The organism is Rhizobium sp. R693, from assembly GCF_002211315.1.
Taxonomy (GTDB): domain Bacteria; phylum Pseudomonadota; class Alphaproteobacteria; order Rhizobiales; family Rhizobiaceae; genus Rhizobium.
On sequence record NZ_LOKY01000002.1, the window covers coordinates 103,745 to 122,364 of the forward strand.

Consider the following 18,620-nt stretch of genomic DNA (forward strand, 5'->3'; position numbering starts at 1 on the left):
GAGAAACTGCCGCCCTATGCCGGCGGCAGTTTCGCCTGCATGGCAGCCGGCAGCCTGCCCATGACGAACCGACGGAGCGGCATCCATCCCGTCCCGATCACCAGCACGATCGCGCCAACAGTCAGAAGCGTGATGTAGATGTAGGTATCGACCCGCGCGTCCCCCAGGCGGAAGATTCCGTAGAGCGCAAAGCCCAGCGACAGCAGGCCTGACGTCACGAATGCGCGCCGGTCAATGATAAGGCCGATCAACATAAGCGCGACGATGGTCACAACCACAACCGGCGTACGAAACGATACCGTCTGCAGCGCGGCAAGCGTGCCGCCGCTGAGCCCGGCTAGCGATATGACACTGTAGAGCAAGGCCGGCGCGGCACCGAGATGGAGCCAGAAGGCAACGTCGGAATTGATTGTACGACGAAGCGGGTCGCGCAGATCGAATGTCATCGCCAGTGCGAAAAGACCGACCGCACACGCGATCGCGATAATCGACAAGACGATGGGATGATTGACATCGAAGAGTGGATCGCCGCTCAGCCAGCCAAGCGCACGCAGAATCAATTGCAGCGCGACCACTGCCGCCCCCATGATCGTCAACGCAAGCGCGAGCGGTACGCGATAGAGCAGGTAGAAGAGCCCTAGAACGACTGGAAAGGAAAGGGTGTACTGCAGCGCAACGTTGCCACCTATCGGGATAAAAGAAGGCGAATCTTGCAGCCATTGCGCGCCGACAACTGCCGTCCAGATGGCAAGCGCAATCGTCAGCACGACGGCGGGCAACGCCAGCCTCTGACGTCGAACAAGGATCTCGGCGAGGACGACGATCGCTGGCAGCACGGCATAAACCGAAGCGATACCCCACAAGCCGGCCAACGCTACGACAATGCCGATGGTTATCAACACGTCATGGAAGCCACGCACGAAGCTTGGCGTTTCGGTATCCGAAAAAGGCACCGACCGTGGAGGCGCTTCGGACGACAGTTGATCGACCCTGACGCCGTGCGCGATCAGGAATGGTAGCAGCCGCTCAGCAGCCTGGCGCGGAATGAGACCCTCCCGCTCGGCTTCATCAAGGATCAACTTCAATTCGGGCATGGTCAAATTCTCGCGGGAATCGTTGAGTCGCTTCGAATGCTATTGTAGTCGTTTTGAAACTCCTACGAGGGAAAGAGGAATTTGTCCGATCAGAAACTTACCTTCGAAGATTTCCAGCCGGGGCGACGCTTTGCGCTCGGGCCGCGGTCGGTAACCGCAGCGGAGATCATCGAATTCGCCCGCGAATTTGACCCGCAGCCGATGCATCTGGACGAGGCGGCCGGTCGCGCCAGCATCCTCGGTGGCCTGGCGGCATCCGGCTGGCATACCTCGGCGCTGTTCATGCGCATGATGGCGGAGAGCTTTCTCGTCAATTCGTTCTCCCAAGGCGCGCCCGGCGTGGATTTCATGGAGTGGCGAAAGCCTGTTCTTGCCGGAGATACGCTTGCAGGTCATTCGACGGTCATAGAAACCCGCGCACTGCGCTCTAGGCCCGGCATCGGCATGGTGAAGTTCCGCCATGAAGTTTTAAATCAGAAAGCAGAACTCGTCTGTCGCGCCGAGAACTCGATCATGTTCGTCATGCGTGAAACGCTGGAGAAGACCGCATGATTATGGCGGAACGCTACGCCGCCGGCGAGAAGACCGACATCGGAAGCTATCTATTTACGGCCGAACGGATCATTCACTTTGCCGAGCGCTTCGACCCTCAACCATTTCACTTGGATGCGGAGGCTGCGAAGGCCACGCTCTTTGGTGGACACTGCGCTTCGGGATGGCACACTTGCGCGGCCTGGATGAAAACTTTCATCGCCTACTGGAGCGCCGAGTGCGCGCGCCTTGCAAGCGAGGGAGTGAAACCACCCAAGCTTGGTCCCTCCCCTGGGTTTCAGAAGCTTCAATGGCTGCGCCCGGTCTACGCCGGCGAGGAAGTGACCTACTCTGTCACGTTCCTTGCGAGCCGTCCCCTGGCGTCCCGTCCAGGGTGCCGGCTGAACAGTATTCTGTGCGAGGGGACGATCGCCGACGGCACGCCGGTCATCCGGTTCGAAAGCACCGTCATCGAATTCGAGTAAGCGCTAGCCTTAGAGCCTTTCAGAGTTAAATTGAAGCGTTCTGCCGGAGCAGGTTTTCGTCAGGGCAGAGGCGATTGGCGAAGGGCACACCCCAATGTACGTCTGAGCCGATCGCCTCTGATCCTGGTGGAAAGATGCCCGGCCCTAGCTGGTTCGCAAGCAAACCACCGGGGTTGGCTGAAACGGGCCGCCTGATCGACCGGCCGGCTTGGCCGTAGGAAATGGCTACGACGCGCGCCGACCGGTCGACCATTCGACTCCGTTTGAGCCAACAGAACGCTTTAACCCTGAAAGGCTCTAATGGCCCGCGAACTCCACCAGCGTACGGACGTCGACGCCCAGCTCTTCCAGCTTCTTGCGGCCACCGAGATCAGGCAGGTCGATGACGAAGCAGGCCGAAACGACCTCCGCCCCCATCTGCCGCAAAAGCTGCGTGGCGGCGACCGCCGTTCCTCCGGTCGCGATCAGGTCGTCGACGAGAATGACCTTCTCACCCGGCTGCACCGCATCCCGATGCATCTCCATCTCGTCGACACCGTATTCCAGGCTATAGGCTACCCGCACGGTATCGCGCGGCAGCTTGCCCTTCTTGCGGATCGGTACGAACCCCGCCGAAAGCTGATGCGCGACCGCACCGCCCAGAATGAAGCCCCGAGCTTCGGTTCCGGCAATCTTGTCGATCTTCAACCCGGCATAGGGCTGCACCAGTTCATCGACGGCGCGGCGGAAGGCGCGCGGATTGCCGAGAAGCGTGGTGATGTCGCGGAAAATGATGCCGGGCTTCGGGTAGTCCGGGATGGAGCGGATGCTGGCTGCAAGCTCCGAAATCGTATCGCTCATGGAATGTCCATACTCTGCATGCTTCAATTCGGCTGCACCCTATCAATTGCCGCAGACGGAACCAACAAAAAAGGCGGCCCCAAGGCCGCCTTTCACTAGACTCTGGAGCGAAGCTCTCAGTGTTCCTTGTTCGCGTAGACCGAGCGCTTGGTCAGGTAGATCAATCCCGTGAAGATGGCCAGGAAGACCATGACCATGAAGCCCGTACGCTTGCGCTCTTCAAGGTGCGGTTCAGCGGCCCACATCAGGAAGGATGCAACGTCCTTGGCATACTGGTCGACCGTCGCCGGCGAGCCGTCGTCATATGTTACCTGACCGTCGGAGAGCGGTTTTGGCATGGCCAGTGCGGCAGCATTGGCGAAGTACGGGTTGTAGTGCGTGCCTTCAGCGACCTGAACACCAGCCGGCGGCTGTTGATCGTAGCCGGTCAGCAGCGAATAGATGTAATCAGGACCACCTTCCTGATAGCCGCCGACGAACGGGATCATGTCGATCAGAAACTGCGGGAAACCGCGCTCGATACCGCGCGCCTTCGCGATCAGCGAGAAGTCCGGAGGAGCCGCACCGTTGTTGGCCGCTGCGGCCGCTTCGTGGTTCGGGAACGGCGACGGGAAGTGATCCGACGGAATGGCCTTACGGGTAAACATGTCACCACTTGCGTTCGGACCGTCCTGAACTTCGTAGTTCGCCGCTAAGGCCTTCACCTGAGCGTCGGAGTAGCCAAGATCCCCAAGTGTACGGAAAGCCACAAGGTTCATTGAGTGACAGGCTGCACAAACTTCCGTGTAGACCTTCAGACCGCGCTGCAATTGGCCCTTGTCATAGTGGCCGATGGGACCGGCAAAGGTCCACTCTTCATGCTTTGGATGAAGCAGCGGATAGTGCGGCGTTGCGCCTTCCGCATGATGTGCCGGCTCAGCGCCGTTCGATGATGCGGCTTCCTGGGCGAATGCCGCGCCGCTCAAACCAGCGACGACAGCAAGCGACAGGAGGCTTGTAACAAGCTTTTTCATGTTTCTCTTCCCTTCCTGTCGCACGTTCAGGCCTTGACCGGCTCAGCGGCCGCCGCCTTGTTGCGCTTTTCCAGAACCGCTTCCGTAATTGAATTGGGCAAGCGGCGCGGCGTCTCGACGAGGCCGAGAACCGGCATGGCAACCAGGAAGAAGGCGAAGTACAGCAGCGTGCAGATCTGCGAGATGGTGGTGTACAGGCCCTCGGCAGGCTGGGAACCGAGCCAACCGAGAACGATCGCATTGGCGACGAACAACCAGTAGAACAGCTTGTACCACGGGCGGTAGACAGCCGAGCGAACCTTCGACGTGTCGAGCCACGGCAGGAAGAACAGCACGATGATGGCGCCGAACATGACCAGAACGCCTGCAAGCTTCGAGTCGATCGGTCCGATATTGAAGGTGATCGAGCGCAGCATCGCGTAGAACGGCAGGAAGTACCATTCCGGAACGATATGGGCCGGCGTCTTCAACGGGTCAGCCGGGATATAGTTATCCGGGTGACCGAGGAAGTTCGGCATGTAGAAGACGAAGTAGGCGTAGACCAGCAGGAAGACCGAAACGCCAAGCGCGTCCTTGAGGGTCGCATAAGGCGTGAAGCGAACAGTGTCCGTCTTGGTCTTGACTTCGACGCCGGTCGGATTCGTCTGGCCGACAACGTGCAGCGCCCAGATATGCAGGACAACAACGCCGGCAATAACGAAGGGCAGCAGGTAGTGCAGCGAGAAGAAGCGGTTCAGCGTCGGGTTCTCGACGGCGAAGCCACCGAGCAGGAACTGCTGGATCCACTCGCCAACCAGCGGGAATGCCGAGAAGAAGCCGGTGATAACCGTCGCGCCCCAGAAGGACATCTGACCCCAGGGCAGAACGTAGCCCATGAAGCCGGTCGCCATCATCAGGAGGTAGATCAGAACACCGAGGATCCAGAGGATTTCGCGCGGCGCCTTGTAGGAGCCGTAATAGAGACCGCGGGCGATGTGCAGATAAACGGCAACGAAGAAGAAGGACGCGCCGTTGGCGTGCATGTAGCGCAGCAGCCAGCCGTGGTTCACGTCACGCATGATCTTCTCGACGGAGTTGAACGCAACCGTCGTTTCCGCGGCATAGTGCATGGCAAGCACGACACCGGTCAGGATCTGCACGACGAGCATGACCGCAAGCATGGCGCCGAAGGTGTAGGCATAGTTCAGGTTACGCGGAACCGGATATGCGACAAAGCTGTCATAGACCATGCGCGGCAAAGGCAGGCGCGCATCGATCCACTTCTCAAGGCCGGTTGATGGCTCGTAGCTGGAATGGCCACTCATAAATCAGTCCCCCTCAACCGATCTTGATTACTTTATCGGAAATGAACGAATAGGTCGGGATCGCCAGGTTCTGCGGCGCCGGACCTTTGCGGATGCGGCCGGCCGTATCGTAGACCGAGCCATGGCAGGGACAGAACCAACCATTGTATTCGCCGGCCTGACCGAGCGGGATGCAGCCCAGATGGGTGCAGGAGCCGATCATGACGATCCAGTTTTCCTTGTCCTTGCCGGCGGAACGGTCGACAGCCGTCGCCTGCGCGTCAGAAGGCAGGTTGGCGTTGCGGGCAACCGGATCCTTCAGGTCGGACAGCGGCACTTCATCGGCCGCCTTCACTTCCTCGGGCGTACGGTTGCGAATGAAGATAGGCTTGCCGCGCCACTTGGCGGTCAGCGACATTCCGGGCTCAAGACTGGAAACGTCGACTTCGATGGAAGCCAGAGCCAATGTCGAAGCATCCGGACGCATCTGATCGATAAACGGCCAAGCGACCGCAACGGCGCCCACGGCGCCCGCCATACCAGTGGTGAGATAAAGGAAATCACGGCGAGTGGGCTCACCCGTGATCTCGCTTGTCGTTTCGTGTTCGCTCACGGCTTAAACCATCCTCTGCGCAATTTTTGCGGAACTCCGCCCTTCCCCTCGCGGCGGCGAATCTGTCGCGACACAATTCGACCATAGATTCCCCACCAATCCGGCGCGTTCTAAGCTTGATCGCAAATTATGTCCAGCCTTGGCAAGGCCATGAGGGCACAATGTCGCGGGAATTTTCAGATGATTTTCGAAGACAATCACATGCTTGCCACAGTTGTGCATTGCACCAATTCGAACCTCGTGCTAGGCGACCGCCACTAACCTCTCCCTATCCCAGCGCCCGCCGATGAAAGACACTTTATACTGCATAGGGAGTGTCCTCCTCTCGCTGTTGCTGGCGCTGATGTCTTTGCGCTACATCACATACGTTTGGCTTCTCGCCTTCGTTTACAGCTTTCAGATCCATTTTGCCCTGGTTGCGGTCGCAGGGTGCCTCGTCCTTCTACTCCTCAAACGGCACTGGTATGCCTACCTGCTACTGACCGTCGCGGTAGTGTTGCTGGGGCATGGCGTTATCATGCTGAGGGAATTCGCCTCTCTGCCAGCGGCTGCTGATACGCCACCACTTTTCAGCGTGATGTCCTTCAACATCGAGCACGAGAACTTCTCCAATGCCGGGCAAATTGCGGATTTCATCGTCGCCTCGAATGTCGATGTCGTGAACATCCTGGAGGCAGCTCCGCTTCGCCCCTATATCGCACGCCTGTCCGGCACATATCCGTACCGCATCGGCTGCGGCGAAGAGATCAACCAATGCGACACGCTCGTCCTCTCGAAGCGTCGATTCATCGAGAAGAAAGTCCGCAGCCTTGGCGAACTGTGGCAAAATCGGCTGACATATTCGGTCATCGACTTCGAGGGAACGAAGATCAATTTCCTCGCGGCCCATCTCGCCAAACCCTACTTCGATGACTTCCAGGGAGACGAACTCGACGATCTCGGGTCCGTGACGGGCGCTATCGACGGGCCGCTCGTCCTCACCGGAGACTTTAATTCAGCGATCCTGGACCCACGCATCCAGCGTTTCATACGCACGACTGGCTTTCAGACGGTCTTTCCCGAGCCGGCGACCTGGCCGATCAGGGCGCGTGACTTCGGCATCAGCATCGACCACGTCCTCGCCCGTCCGCCGCTGCGATTGAAGTCCGTCCAGCGGATCGCGGACAATATGGGATCAAACCACTTTGGCCTCATCGCCGAGTTTGCCATCGACCCTTGACGCTGGCCGCGACACGTCGAAATCGGTGGCAAGGAACCCACCGGATTGCCGCGCCCAGAGATCGGCGTAGAGACCTCCACGTTTCAGGAGGGTCTCATGCGTGCCCTCCTCTATGATCTTGCCATCGTCAACGACGATCAGTCGGTCGAGTGCGGCAATGGTCGAGAGCCGATGCGCGATGGCAAGCACCGTCTTGCCTTGCATGAGGCCGATCAGATTGGATTGGATCGCCTCTTCCACTTCGGAATCGAGCGCCGATGTGGCTTCGTCGAGAACGAGTATTGGCGCGTCCTTCAGCATGACACGAGCAATCGCGATGCGCTGGCGCTGGCCGCCGGAGAGCTTCACCCCACGCTCGCCGACATGGGCGTCGAAGCCCTTACGGCCATTCTGATCTTGCAGGCGCTCGATGAAGCCAAGCGCCTCCGCACGCAATGCTGCCTCCGTCAATTTCGCCTCGCCCGCATCAGGGCGCCCAAACAGGATATTGTCCCGGACCGAGCGATGCAGCAACGACGTATCCTGACTGACGACGCCGATCTGCATCCGCAGAGACTCCTGGCTGACCGCCGCAATATTCTGGCCGTCGACCAAGATCTGCCCGCCTTCGAGGTCGTACAGCCGTAGCAGCAGGTTCACCAGCGTCGACTTGCCCGCACCGGAGCGCCCGACGATGCCGACCTTCTCACCTGGTTCGATCGTGAGTGAAAAGTTGCCGATGACGCCGTTTGGCCTGCCATAGTGAAAAGAGACGTTCTCGAAGCGGATGCCAGGCTGGCGGATCACAAGATCGCGGGCACCCGGGCGATCGACGAGCCCTAGCGGCTGCGCGATCAACTCGGCGGCATTCTGGATTGTGCCGAGGTTACGCATGATGCCGTTGAACTGGGTCATCAGTCGGCCGAGAAGGAAATTGAGGCGCAGCACAAGCGCCAGCGAGAAGGCCACCGCGCCGGAACTGACGAGACCAGCCAGCCACAAATGAACGCTCAGTCCGGCCATTGTAACGATCATGATGCCCGAGAGCAGCGCCATCGAGGCGCGTACACCGGTGATGAAGCGCGTGAACCGCAGTACGGTATGCTGATAGAAGTCGAAGCCTTGCCGCATGTAGCGGTCGCTCTCCTCGTCGCGCGCAAACAACTTCAGTGTCTGGATGTTGCTGTAGGCATCCACCATACGCCCGTTGATCATCGACGCGGCTTCAGCCGTTTCCCGGGAATGGAATCGGATGCGCGGCACGAAATAGCGCGCGAGAACGCCGAATACGCAGAGCCAGCAGAGCACGACCACGGCAAGCGAGAAGTCCAGCCTGGCGACGAGGACCAGCGTCGTCGCCGCGTAGATACCGACGAACCAGACGCTCTCCATCAGCGACGTCACCAGGTCGCCCGTGGCCTGGCCGGCCGACCAGACCTTGGTGACGACGCGGCCGGAGAAATCGCTTTGAAAGAAAGAGAGCGATTGCCGCGAAACATGCAGGTAGGATTGCCAGCGCGCGAGGTTATAGAAGCCGGGCGTAATCACCTGCTGATCCACGAGCGCAATCAACAGCGCAACGACAGAGCGGACGATGCCGATAAGCACGAGCATACCGAACAGTTCAGCGCCGTGCGCTGCAAGGAGGCCGCTCCAGCCTGCCGCCGGTGTGATCGTCGCGAGGATATCGACAAGCCGGCCAACGAACCAGAAGAGCGCCGCCTCGATTGCCGCCGACATGCCGCCGAGGACGAGCATGGCCACGAACGGCGCCTTCGCCTGACCGATGTAGAACCAGATGAATCCAAACGTGGAGCGCGGTGGCTGAATGTTTTCCCGCGGCGCAAAGGGATTAATCCAATTTTCGAAGACACGGAGGAGTCGTTTTATCAGCATAAATGCGATATAGGATTATTAGCCAGAGCGGGAAAGCAACGGCCCCAGGGCGCAACCTTATATTTTCGTAACAATCGGTAACAACAACGGCATCACCGTTGAATGAGACTGACCTCGTGACAATCTCGGGGTACAATGGATTTTTACGGGAGACGGCCGCGATGCAAGCAAGGAAGACAGTCATGTCGAGTATTCCGCTGCCCCTTGCGGAACGACTTGATGCAATCGTTGAACAGCTGGAAATATCTTACGACGAAGTTATCGCCGAGGCGATCTCTGCGTGGGTCGATCGTGAGGAAGAGCGGCGTCTGTTTGCGTTGCGTACGCTTGCGTCGACCAACAGCATGCTTGTCGAAGGAAACCGCGTGAAAGACTGGGCAGACAGCCTCTGATCCGACACACATCAAATGCAAATGAGAAGCCCTCCCCGCACCCGCAGGGAGGGCTTCTGGTTCATTCGGCCGCCTCTTCCGCTTCTTCGGAATGGTCGGCCAGGAAGCCGCCCGACTGGCGGTTCCACAGGTCGGCGTAAATGCCGCCCTGTTCGACAAGCTCGGCATGGGCTCCTGCCTGGATGATCTTGCCCTTGTCGAGCACGATCAAGCGATCCATCTCCGTCAGGGTCGACAGGCGGTGAGCGATTGCAATCACCGTCTTGCCTTCCATCAGCGCAAACAGGTTTTCCTGAATCGCTGCCTCGACCTCGGAGTCGAGCGCCGACGTCGCTTCGTCGAGCACCAGGATCGGCGCGTCCTTCAGGAAGACGCGGGCGATCGCGATGCGCTGACGCTGGCCGCCGGAGAGCTTCACGCCGCGTTCGCCGACCTGCGCGTCAAGCCCTGTCCGGCCCTGCATGTCGACAAGCCCTTCGATGAAGTCCCAGGCATTGGCGCGTCTGGCGGCTTCGATCACCTGGGCATCCGTCGCATCCGGGCGGCCATAGGCGATGTTGTCGCGGATCGACCGGTGCAGCAGGGACGTATCCTGCGTCACGACACCGATCAATTCACGCAGGCTCTCCTGGGACACGCCCGAGATGTCCTGCCCATCGATCGTGATGCGGCCAGCCTCCAGATCGTAGAAGCGCAGCAACAGGTTCATCAGCGTGGTCTTGCCGGCGCCGGAGCGACCGACCAGACCGACCTTCTCACCCGCCTTGATGTCGAGAGAGAGATTGTCGATGACGCCTTTGCCCTTGCCATAGTGGAAGCGGATGCGATCGTAGTGGATTGCGCCCTTCTTCGCTGACAGCTGCGGCGCGCCCGGCTTGTCGACGATGTCGTGCTTTTTCGTCATCATCTCCATGCCGTCATAGACCGTGCCGATGTTCTCGAACAACGCCGAGACTTCCCACATGATCCACTGCGACATGCCGTTGACACGCATGGCAAGACCAATGGCGATGGCGATGGCGCCCACCGAAATCTGCCCGTTTAGCCAGAACCAGATGGACAGACCCGACACCACGAAGAGTGCCACGCAGTTGTTCACATAGACAGATATGTGAAACAACGTGACGCGGCGCATCTGCGCATGAACGGTTCCGAGGAACTCCTCCATGCCGCTACGCGCGTAGGTCTCCTCGCGGCCGGCATGTGAGAACAGCTTGACGGTCGCGATGTTCGTGTAGCTGTCAACCACCCGCCCGGTCATCATCGAGCGCGCATCCGCCTGCTGCGCCGCGATCTTGCGAAGCCGTGGCACGAAGTAGGCGACGATGCCGATATAGACGGCGAGCCAAACGAGGATCGGTATCATCAGCCGCCAGTCGGCAGCAGCGATAACGATGATCATCGACAGGAAGTACGTGACAACATAGACGAAGACATCGAGGATCTTCATCGTCGTCTCGCGAACCGCAAGCGACGTCTGCATCACCTTCGTCGCAACGCGTCCGGCGAACTCGTTGGCAAAGAAGGTCATGCTGTGACGCAGCAGGAAGCGATGCATCTGCCAGCGTGCGATCATCGGATAGTTGCCGAGAAGCACCTGATGCATGATGAGCGAATCCAGCCCAGCCGCCAGCGGTAGGCCAAGGAGGATCAACGATCCCATCCACGCCAATCTCGGCCACTCCGTTTGCAGGAATGTCGCCTTGTCGGCTTTGGTCAGCCAGTCCACAATGTCGCCCAGGAACTGGAAGAGCGCCACCTCGCCCACGGCGATCAGCGCGGTCAGGACTGCCATGATGGCGAGCCACGGTGCTGCCGGCTTCGTATAATGCCAGCAAAATGCAAAGAGGCCCTTCGGAGGAGCAATCGGCTCCTCGCTGGGGAAGGGATTGAGTCGCTGTTCGAACCAGCCAAACATGAAAATGCTCCGAAACTTGATCGCTCCGGCCTCCCGACTCGCGCAAAACGGCGCTTGAGCTCATATGGGAACCGGACGTTCACGGGGCGAGGCCACGACAGCCGCGCAATGGATTAGAAATGGGAATTCAGGAAAGAAATGGCACTAGGCGTGCCAGATCGCCACTCGTGGGTTCACGCATCGAGAGCGCATACGCGGCAACATTTCCATCTGGCGCTCCCTTTTGGCGATTAAAAGATGTGCACCCTTAACGCGAATTAAGCAGAATTTCCAGCCCCGACCGGCCGGAAATTGAACAATTATAGGCCTAAATGCGTCCTGTTGCGCCAAAATCACAGTTGCAATAGGTGTCTCTCGAAGAAAGCGGAAACGACGACACCCACTATGGCAGACCTCAGACTAGCCCTCTATCAGCCTGACATCCCGGGGAATACCGGTACTATCCTGCGTCTTGCCGCCTGCCTCGGCTTTGCCGTCGACATCATCGAGCCGGCAGGTTTTGACATATCGGATCGCAATCTCAAGCGGGCTGGTATGGATTATATCGCTGCTGCCGCCCTCACCCGCCACGTCAATTGGGACCGTTTCGAGGAATGGCGAAGGGCCACCGGCCGCCGCCTGATACTGGCATCCACCAAGGCGGCCGAACGCTACACCGACTTGGAGTTCCTGCCCGACGACATCCTCCTGTTCGGCCGCGAGAGCGCCGGCGTCCCCGATCACGTGCACGCGGCAGCGGACGCCCGGATACTTGTCCCCATGATAGAGGGCCAACGCTCCATCAACGTCGCCGTCTCGGCGGCAATGATCGTTGGAGAGGCCATGCGGCAGACAGTCTGGCGTTGACTTCTGGCCTCAATGACGCAAATGCCGATACAGCCTCAGAATATGTCGCGAATGGCGTTGTGAATTCCCCCAAGCGGCGTATAGTTTTTAGCCGGACAATAAAAAGAATGTCCGGAAAGCCATGTTTTCAATCACTTGGCAAAGAGAGATTCGAACAGAACGACGCTTGTTCGTGCAAGACGTAAAAGAAAGGCAGCATGGAATCCACCATCGTCATGATCAACCTGTTCGGCGCGGTAGCTCTGCTGCTGTTCGGTCTGGCACAGGTGAAGGACGGTGTCTCTAGAGCGTTTGGGGCGCGGTTGCGCACCGGCCTTGCCACCGGCACGCGCAGCGGCCTGCGCTCGTTCGTGTCGGGCTTCTTCGCGACGATCGCGCTGCAGAGCTCGACTGCCACGGCGTTGATGGTCGCCTCCTTCGTCGAGCGCGAATTGGTGAAGCCGCGCATGGCGCAAATCGTCTTGCTCGGTGCCAACGTCGGAACCGCTGTGACCGCCTGGATCGTGGCAACCGGCATAGAGTGGCTATCTCCACTGGTAATCCTCGCCGGCATGGTCCTCCATCGCAGTGGCTCGTCGTCGCGTCAGGGCGGCGGTACGGCGCTGATCGGCATCGGTCTGATGCTGTTGTCGCTGCATTTGTTGAGCAGTGCCACGGAGCCGATGCGCCAGTCGCCGGCGCTTGGTGCCTTCGTTGCCCTGCTCGACAATGCCTGGCCGGTCGCACTGGCCTTTTCCGCCGGCATCGCTTTCATCTCGTCGTCGAGCCTTGCCGCAGTCGTCCTCATTCTGTCGCTCGCCTCGACGGGCATCCTGTCGGCGGGACTGATCATCGTGCTGGTGCTCGGCGCCAATCTTGGTGGCGCCATTCCGCCTGTCATAGCATCGCTCTCCGGACCGGCTGCCGCCAAGCGTGTCACCCTTGGCAATCTGATCGTCCGAGCCATCGGCTGCCTGGTTGCGTTACCGCTCGCGAGCTTCGGTGCCGAATTGCTGGAAGCACTGCCACTGGCACCGGCAAAGCTGCCTGTGGACGCCCACCTCGGCTTCAACCTGATGCTTGCAGCACTTGCATGGCCCTTCTCGCGTCCCTTGTCGCGACTGATGCTCAGGCTGGTACCGGAACAGGCTCAGCCGGACAGCGGACCGAAATATCTCGACCAACACGAACTTTCGACGCCAGTTGTCGCCCTTGCCAGCGCCACGCGCGAGGTTCTCGGCGTCGGCGATCTGATCGAACGGATGCTGCTGCGCGCGTCAAGCGCTTTTGAAAGCAATGATCTGGCGAAGCTCAAGGAAATTCCATTACTGGAGAAACGCGTCGACAGCCTGCAGCAGGAAGTGAAAATCTACCTTTCGAAGCTGGGGCATGGTGGCCTGAGCGAAGAGGACGGTCGCCGCTCCATCGTCATCATCGACTATGCGATCAACCTCGAACACATCGGCGACATCATCGAGAAGGGCCTGATGCCGCAGGTGACGAAGAAGATCTCGCTCGGCTTGAAATTCTCCGAGGAGGGCTACGAAGAACTACGAAAGCTCTTCCACCTGACAATCGACAATCTGCGGATTGCCCAGACGATCTTCGTCACCCGCGACTTCAATCTCGCCAAGCAGTTGATGGAGGTGAAGGTCGAGGTTCGCCGGATGGAGAAGCAATCGTCGGAGCGGCATCTGGAGCGCCTGCGCGATGGTCGCGCCGACAGCCTTCAGACAAGCTCGCTGCACCTCGACATGTTGCGCGACCTGAAGCGCATCAACGCTCACATCGTCTCCGTCGCACACCCAATCCTCGACGAGAGCGGACTGCTGATCGAAAGCAGACTGAAAGGTGCGGCCGAATAGCGCTCAATCGGCGGACGGCAAGCGGCGCATCGTGAATTCGATCTGATCGCCTTCCAGCTGACGCCAGCTCTCGACTTCTGTCCAGTACGCCGCCTTGGGATACTCGTCGAACCATTCACGCGCCTTGGCGCGAGCCTCAAGCAGGTTGAGGCAATATGTTTGACGCACGAAACGGTCATTCTTCCGGGGTGTGCCCTCCGCCCGGTGGGTAGCAATCCGTCGTTTGAGACCCTCGAACGACGGAGGTCCAGGAATTTTCGTCATGAGCCTACCTCTGTGGGAAAAGGTAATATCGAAAGTCGCGTTTTGCGAGTCGAATCTGAGGAAGCCTCAATCACCCGCTATGCTGGCAGGACCGTGCCTCACCTGCTATCAGGACTGAAAAGACGAAAGCGCGAATCGACCTCTGACGCGCCCGGAGAAAGATAAGATGGAAAGACCCGAACTTCCGATCGGCCTGCCTGACGATATCGAAGAGAAGAAGTCCGTCGCCCGCGCCTGGTTCGAGAGCCTTCGCGACACTATCTGCGCCTCCTTCGAAGCGTTGGAAAACGAACTGACCGGCCCGCTATCGGACAGAGAGCCAGGCCGTTTCGTGGCCAAGGACTGGTCGCGCGAGAATGGTGCAGGCGGTGGCGGCCGGATGTCGATGATGCACGGCCGCGTCTTCGAGAAGGTTGGCGTGCACACTTCCACCGTCTATGGCGAGTTCGCGCCCGACCTCCGCGCTCAGATGCCCGGCGCCAAGGAGGATCCTCGCTTCTGGGCCTCCGGCATCTCGCTCATCGCCCATCCGGTCAATCCTAACGTGCCCGCCGTGCACATGAACACGCGCATGGTGGTGACCTCAAGTCGATGGTTCGGTGGCGGCGCCGATCTGACGCCGGTGCTTGACCGCCGCCGCACGCAGGAAGACGAGGACAGCCAGTTGTTCCACAAGGCGATGGAGATCGCCTGTCGCAGCCACTCCGGCGTCGCCGATTACGCTGCTTACAAGACATGGTGCGACGAGTATTTCTTCCTCAAGCATCGCAACGAGCCGCGCGGCATCGGCGGCATCTTTTATGACTGGCTCCATTCCGGCGAGGAAGCAGGCGGTTGGGATGCCGATTTCGCCTTCACGCGCGATGTCGGCAGGGCATTCGCCATGGTTTATCCGCGGATCGTTCGCTCGAACTTCAATAAACAGTGGACAGACGCGGATCGTGACGAACAATTGATTCGCCGTGGGCGCTATGTTGAGTTCAATCTGCTCTACGATCGAGGTACAATCTTTGGCCTCAAGACAGGAGGAAATGTAGAGTCCATTCTCTCGTCTCTGCCCCCTCTCGTGCTCTGGCCTTGACCGGACAAATAAAGAGGGCTGGAGGGCTTAAATTCGGAAACTGGACCACTAGGTTTAGGCATGTACGCGTAACAATCGGAGGAGGATTGTTCATGACGATACAAAGCAGCTCTGCGGCATCGGCGGGTGCTCACGAGCCTCTTATGCCCTTGGATACGCCCGAGTTTCTACGCCGGATTGCGGAACGGCTGCGGGCAAAAAGCGGCTCCGACTTGCCGCTTTCCTGCTTCATCGAGCAGGTAAAGCTTCAACTGGCCGGTGGCAAGACGCCGGAGGAACTCGACCTCGCGGCAAATCAAGACAACAAAGCAGCAGTAGATTGCTACAGAGCCTGGGCGATGCCGGAATAACGAGAAAATGACCGCCGGCCGGTCCTTCGCGCCGGCCGGACCGGAACCTTCTTACCGCTTCGAACATTCAAACATTGCGGCAGCGCGCAATGGCATGAAATCCGACAGAAGGAGGAAAAAATGAGACTCTTCGAATGTGGAACTCTTGTCCCCGGATGCGACTGGCATACCCGGGCGAATGATGATGCGGAGATCGTCCGCCGCGTCGTCGAGCACATGAGGAGCGCTCACGGGGAAACCGTGATCCGCGAGAACATGATCGACAACATCAAGGCCCGGATTCGCAACGAGGCGACGGCCGCTTAGCTATTTGTCAGACTGTTCAGCCGGGCGAGCAGCGCCGCCCGGTCCGGAGCGAAGTTTTCTCCGACCCAGAAATCTTCCAAAGCCGACAGCGTCTCACCAACCTGCTTCCCGGCCGGCACGCCCGCACCCAAGACGTCGCCGCCATTGATCGGGAACTGCGGCTTCCTCCAGCCTTGCGCCAATTCAAGCAGCTTACTGAGCCTCGCCGAGCGAGCCATCTCCTGCATGTCGCCTTCCGCCTTGCCCCGTGCCGTTGCCAGCGCAAGTTTCAAACGTGTTAGTATCCCGTCCGCGCCGTGCCGGTAGAGCAATCGCGCAAAGGCAACCGACGACAATTCGTCATTGATAACAGGCGCTTTGGCCCATGCTTTGAACCAGGCGGCCTCGGCATTGGAAAGCTTAAGGCGTATCGCCATCTTCTCCAGCCGATCAGCATCGGGTGGAATGATGGCGGCGAGGCGTAGAAGCGGATCCGGTCTCCAGCCAAGCACTTGCTCCGTGCCGATCAGCGTCGGAATGGTGTCGATACCCCACTTCTCTGTCTCCGGCAGGATTTCGCTGAGCACGCCGACCTGCCGCATCCACAGGAGTGCCCGGCCAGGATCCCCGGCGCCGAGCAACTTGCGGAGTTCCGACCATACCCTTTCGGCGGAAAGTGTCTTCAGCTTGTCCCGAGCCGCTGCGCATGCCCTCAGCCCATCCGCGTCCGGACGACCGGAACCATAATAGGCGAAGAACCGGAAAAATCGCAGGATACGCAGATAGTCCTCGGCAACACGCGTCGCCGCGTCCCCGATGAAGCGGATATTGCGCTTCTCGATATCGGCAAGACCACCGACCAGGTCGATCACATCACCTTTGGCGTCGACATAAAGTGCATTGATGGTCAGGTCGCGACGCTCCGCATCCGTCTGCCAATCCGAACTGAAGGCGACCTTGGCCCGGCGCCCGTCAGTTTCCACATCGGCCCTCAGCGTCGTGACCTCGAAGGGCTTGCCATCAATGACAAGAGTCACGGTGCCATGTGCCACGCCGGTCGGAACAGCCTTGATGCCAGCGGCAGCCGCACGCTCGATGACCTGTTCCGGCGTGAGTGTCGTCGCAACATCGATATCACTGACCGGGAGCCCCATGAGACTGTTGCGGACGGCACCGCCGACGACGCGCCCCTCTCCTCCATCGGCGTTGAGCAGCGTGAACACGCGCGTCAGCGCCGGGTCCTTGAACCATGCCTCGTGGCCAAGGTTGGTCATGCATAGAGCCTTTCATAGAGGGTGCGAACGATGCCGGCGGTAATGCCCCAGATCATCCGGCTTTCATAGGGCACCCGGTAGAAATGCCGTTCGAGCCCGTCGAGCACGCGCCGGTCGCGGCTATGATTGGCCGGATTCATGAGAAAGGACAGCGGCACCTCGAAGACGTCATCCACTTCCGTTGGATTAAGCTTCAGCTCGAAACCGCGCCGGACAACCGCCAGCACCGGCGTAATGCGGAAGCCCGTCGACGCGAGATAGTTCGGAAGCCGCGCCACCGTCTCGACGAACGACCCGTCGATACCGATCTCCTCCTCGGTTTCACGGATTGCAGCCTTTTCGGCGGAGCCGTCGATAGCGTCGATCTTCCCACCCGGAAACGCAATCTGTCCGGAGTGCTTGCGCAGCGTCGCCGTGCGCTGTGTAAAAATTACATGCGCATCATCACCATCGTCGATGACCGGCACGAGCACCGCAGCATCTCGAAGTTTGAAGGTCTCAACCTGAGTAATAATATCGGGGTTGAGAATATGATCGCCATGGTCGCGCCAGGAGAGATCCACCGGGCCACCACTCTGGTGAAGGGCGCGACGGCGGAATTCAGCCGCTGAATAGAGCGAACGGTTTTCGATCAAAGCATTGGTCATCGGGAAAGTGCATCCAGTTCGTCCGCGGGCATTACGGGAAAAGTCATCCCCCCGGAGCGGAGACAAAACATCGTCTTGCCATCGACTTCAAGGCGCTCGCCGAGTTCGACGAGTTCGTACATGATGGGCCGCGAAACCAGCGCTTCCAGCCGCCCACGCACATGAAGATAGGGCTTCAACTCGCTGTTTTCACCGTGAATTACAAAGCGAAGAGGATGCTCCGGCCCAGCCTCGACCACGTCGCCGACATTGGTCCGGAACGTCAGCAGCGGCTCACCATCCCTTTCACCGGCGTTCATTTCAACGGCCACGAACTGCGCATCTACAACGCGGATACCCACCCTTTCCACGGGCGTTACAAGGTAGGTCTTCCCATCCTCATCCTTGCGGAGGACAGTCGAAAACAACCTGACAAGCGGCGCCCGGCCGATCGGCGTTCCCATGTAGAACCACGTGCCGTCCGCTCGGATTTCCATATCGATATCGCCGCAGAACGGCGGATTCCACTTGTCGACGGGCGGAAGGCCGCGGGCTTTGGCTCCTGCGTCGCCGGCCGCGCGCGAAATCAGCGCGGCAAGACCGGCCGCATCCGTTGTCGCCTTGATCTCTTCGGCTGCCATTCTTCTGTCCCGGTTTGTCTTTAACTCCAGAGGGTCACGAGATAGTCATTCGGAACGAACTTGTCAGCCCGCAACATCTCCATAACTCTATCTGGTATGACGATTGCGTGTAAGTCTGCCGATTCGCGACGAAAGATATCAGCCGC

21 protein-coding genes are annotated in these 18,620 nt (G+C 59.4%); 9 read left to right on the plus strand and 12 right to left on the minus strand.

Annotation, left to right across the window (positions count from 1 at the left end; translation table 11 throughout):
• Positions 1–14: 14 nt before the first annotated feature.
• The gene (locus ATY79_RS03280) at positions 15–1,094 is read right to left on the minus strand and encodes a hypothetical protein (RefSeq protein ID WP_088703063.1); all 1,080 of its coding nucleotides are present in this window, start codon (positions 1,092–1,094) and stop codon (positions 15–17) included.
• An 81-nt stretch (positions 1,095–1,175) separates the two neighbouring features.
• Between ATY79_RS03280 and ATY79_RS03285 the strand changes: the two genes are divergently transcribed.
• Positions 1,176–1,646: a MaoC family dehydratase gene (locus ATY79_RS03285; protein WP_088695322.1), complete on the plus strand. Its 471-nt coding sequence runs from the start codon at positions 1,176–1,178 to the stop codon at positions 1,644–1,646.
• Positions 1,643–2,110: a MaoC family dehydratase gene (locus tag ATY79_RS03290; protein ID WP_088695321.1), complete on the plus strand. Its 468-nt coding sequence runs from the start codon at positions 1,643–1,645 to the stop codon at positions 2,108–2,110. The genes ATY79_RS03285 and ATY79_RS03290 overlap by 4 nt, the downstream gene beginning before the upstream one ends.
• 25 nt (positions 2,111–2,135) lie before the next feature.
• Here the strand turns inward: ATY79_RS03290 and ATY79_RS31950 are convergent, their stop codons facing one another.
• The 5 genes from ATY79_RS31950 to petA all read right to left on the minus strand — a co-directional run bounded on the left by ATY79_RS31950 (position 2,136) and on the right by petA (position 5,859).
• Positions 2,136–2,363, minus strand: a complete 228-nt coding sequence (locus ATY79_RS31950) for a hypothetical protein (protein WP_088703064.1) — start codon at positions 2,361–2,363, stop codon at positions 2,136–2,138.
• A gap of 44 nt (positions 2,364–2,407) precedes the next feature.
• Positions 2,408–2,950 (minus strand): adenine phosphoribosyltransferase, encoded by a 543-nt coding sequence (locus tag ATY79_RS03300; RefSeq protein WP_088695319.1) that lies wholly within the window; start codon positions 2,948–2,950, stop codon positions 2,408–2,410.
• Positions 2,951–3,066: 116 nt separating this feature from the next.
• A complete protein-coding gene (locus ATY79_RS03305; RefSeq protein WP_088695318.1) occupies positions 3,067–3,963 on the minus strand; it encodes a cytochrome c1 in 897 nt (298 codons plus the stop codon).
• Between the two features lie 26 nt (positions 3,964–3,989).
• A complete protein-coding gene (locus ATY79_RS03310) occupies positions 3,990–5,267 on the minus strand; it encodes a cytochrome b N-terminal domain-containing protein (RefSeq protein ID WP_088695317.1) in 1,278 nt (425 codons plus the stop codon).
• A gap of 13 nt (positions 5,268–5,280) precedes the next feature.
• On the minus strand, positions 5,281–5,859 hold the full coding sequence (gene petA, locus ATY79_RS03315; protein WP_088695316.1) for a ubiquinol-cytochrome c reductase iron-sulfur subunit: 579 nt from the start codon (positions 5,857–5,859) through the stop codon (positions 5,281–5,283).
• A gap of 286 nt (positions 5,860–6,145) precedes the next feature.
• On the opposite strand from petA, the gene ATY79_RS03320 reads away from it, so the two are divergent.
• A complete protein-coding gene (locus tag ATY79_RS03320; protein ID WP_088695315.1) occupies positions 6,146–7,078 on the plus strand; it encodes an endonuclease/exonuclease/phosphatase family protein in 933 nt (310 codons plus the stop codon).
• Here ATY79_RS03320 and ATY79_RS03325 read toward each other — a convergent pair.
• Entirely contained in the window at positions 7,034–8,953 is a 1,920-nt protein-coding gene (locus ATY79_RS03325) for an ABC transporter ATP-binding protein (protein WP_088695314.1), read from the minus strand. The genes ATY79_RS03320 and ATY79_RS03325 overlap by 45 nt on opposite strands.
• Before the next feature lie 182 nt (positions 8,954–9,135).
• Here ATY79_RS03325 and ATY79_RS03330 point away from each other — a divergent pair, with 182 nt between their 5' ends.
• Positions 9,136–9,345, plus strand: coding sequence for a hypothetical protein (locus ATY79_RS03330; RefSeq protein WP_088695313.1), 210 nt, complete (start codon positions 9,136–9,138; stop codon positions 9,343–9,345).
• Positions 9,346–9,406: 61 nt separating this feature from the next.
• On the opposite strand, the gene ATY79_RS03335 is transcribed toward ATY79_RS03330, so the two are convergent.
• Positions 9,407–11,263, minus strand: a complete 1,857-nt coding sequence (locus ATY79_RS03335) for an ABC transporter ATP-binding protein (protein ID WP_088703065.1) — start codon at positions 11,261–11,263, stop codon at positions 9,407–9,409.
• Between the two features lie 384 nt (positions 11,264–11,647).
• Here ATY79_RS03335 and ATY79_RS03340 point away from each other — a divergent pair, with 384 nt between their 5' ends.
• Both ATY79_RS03340 and ATY79_RS03345 read left to right on the plus strand, forming a co-directional pair.
• Complete coding sequence (locus ATY79_RS03340) at positions 11,648–12,109, plus strand: tRNA (cytidine(34)-2'-O)-methyltransferase (RefSeq protein ID WP_088695311.1); 462 nt, start codon at positions 11,648–11,650, stop codon at positions 12,107–12,109.
• A gap of 197 nt (positions 12,110–12,306) precedes the next feature.
• Positions 12,307–13,953 (plus strand): Na/Pi cotransporter family protein, encoded by a 1,647-nt coding sequence (locus tag ATY79_RS03345; RefSeq protein ID WP_088695310.1) that lies wholly within the window; start codon positions 12,307–12,309, stop codon positions 13,951–13,953.
• A gap of 3 nt (positions 13,954–13,956) precedes the next feature.
• Here the strand turns inward: ATY79_RS03345 and ATY79_RS03350 are convergent, their stop codons facing one another.
• Positions 13,957–14,217 (minus strand): hypothetical protein, encoded by a 261-nt coding sequence (locus ATY79_RS03350; protein WP_007534061.1) that lies wholly within the window; start codon positions 14,215–14,217, stop codon positions 13,957–13,959.
• Between the two features lie 166 nt (positions 14,218–14,383).
• Here ATY79_RS03350 and hemF point away from each other — a divergent pair, with 166 nt between their 5' ends.
• From hemF to ATY79_RS03365, 3 genes are all read left to right on the plus strand, one after another.
• Positions 14,384–15,298: an oxygen-dependent coproporphyrinogen oxidase gene (hemF, locus tag ATY79_RS03355; protein ID WP_088695309.1), complete on the plus strand. Its 915-nt coding sequence runs from the start codon at positions 14,384–14,386 to the stop codon at positions 15,296–15,298.
• Positions 15,299–15,390: 92 nt separating this feature from the next.
• Entirely contained in the window at positions 15,391–15,648 is a 258-nt protein-coding gene (locus ATY79_RS03360) for a hypothetical protein (protein ID WP_088695308.1), read from the plus strand.
• 120 nt (positions 15,649–15,768) lie between these two features.
• Positions 15,769–15,954: a DUF1059 domain-containing protein gene (locus ATY79_RS03365; RefSeq protein ID WP_025581808.1), complete on the plus strand. Its 186-nt coding sequence runs from the start codon at positions 15,769–15,771 to the stop codon at positions 15,952–15,954.
• Here the strand turns inward: ATY79_RS03365 and ATY79_RS03370 are convergent.
• Genes ATY79_RS03370 through ATY79_RS03380 form a run of 3 tightly spaced genes read right to left on the minus strand, consistent with a single transcriptional unit; the run spans position 15,951 to position 18,474 of the window.
• Positions 15,951–17,207, minus strand: coding sequence for a CCA tRNA nucleotidyltransferase (locus ATY79_RS03370; protein WP_088703066.1), 1,257 nt, complete (start codon positions 17,205–17,207; stop codon positions 15,951–15,953). The two genes, ATY79_RS03365 and ATY79_RS03370, sit on opposite strands and share 4 nt — an antisense overlap.
• The gene (locus ATY79_RS03375) at positions 17,204–17,854 is read right to left on the minus strand and encodes a CoA pyrophosphatase (protein WP_088703067.1); all 651 of its coding nucleotides are present in this window, start codon (positions 17,852–17,854) and stop codon (positions 17,204–17,206) included. The genes ATY79_RS03370 and ATY79_RS03375 overlap by 4 nt, the downstream gene beginning before the upstream one ends.
• Positions 17,851–18,474 carry a DUF1285 domain-containing protein gene (locus ATY79_RS03380; protein ID WP_088695304.1) on the minus strand — a complete coding sequence of 208 codons (624 nt, stop codon included), beginning with the start codon at positions 18,472–18,474 and terminating at the stop codon, positions 17,851–17,853. Before ATY79_RS03380 ends, ATY79_RS03375 begins: the two co-directional genes overlap by 4 nt.
• Between the last annotated feature and the right edge of the window lie 146 nt (positions 18,475–18,620).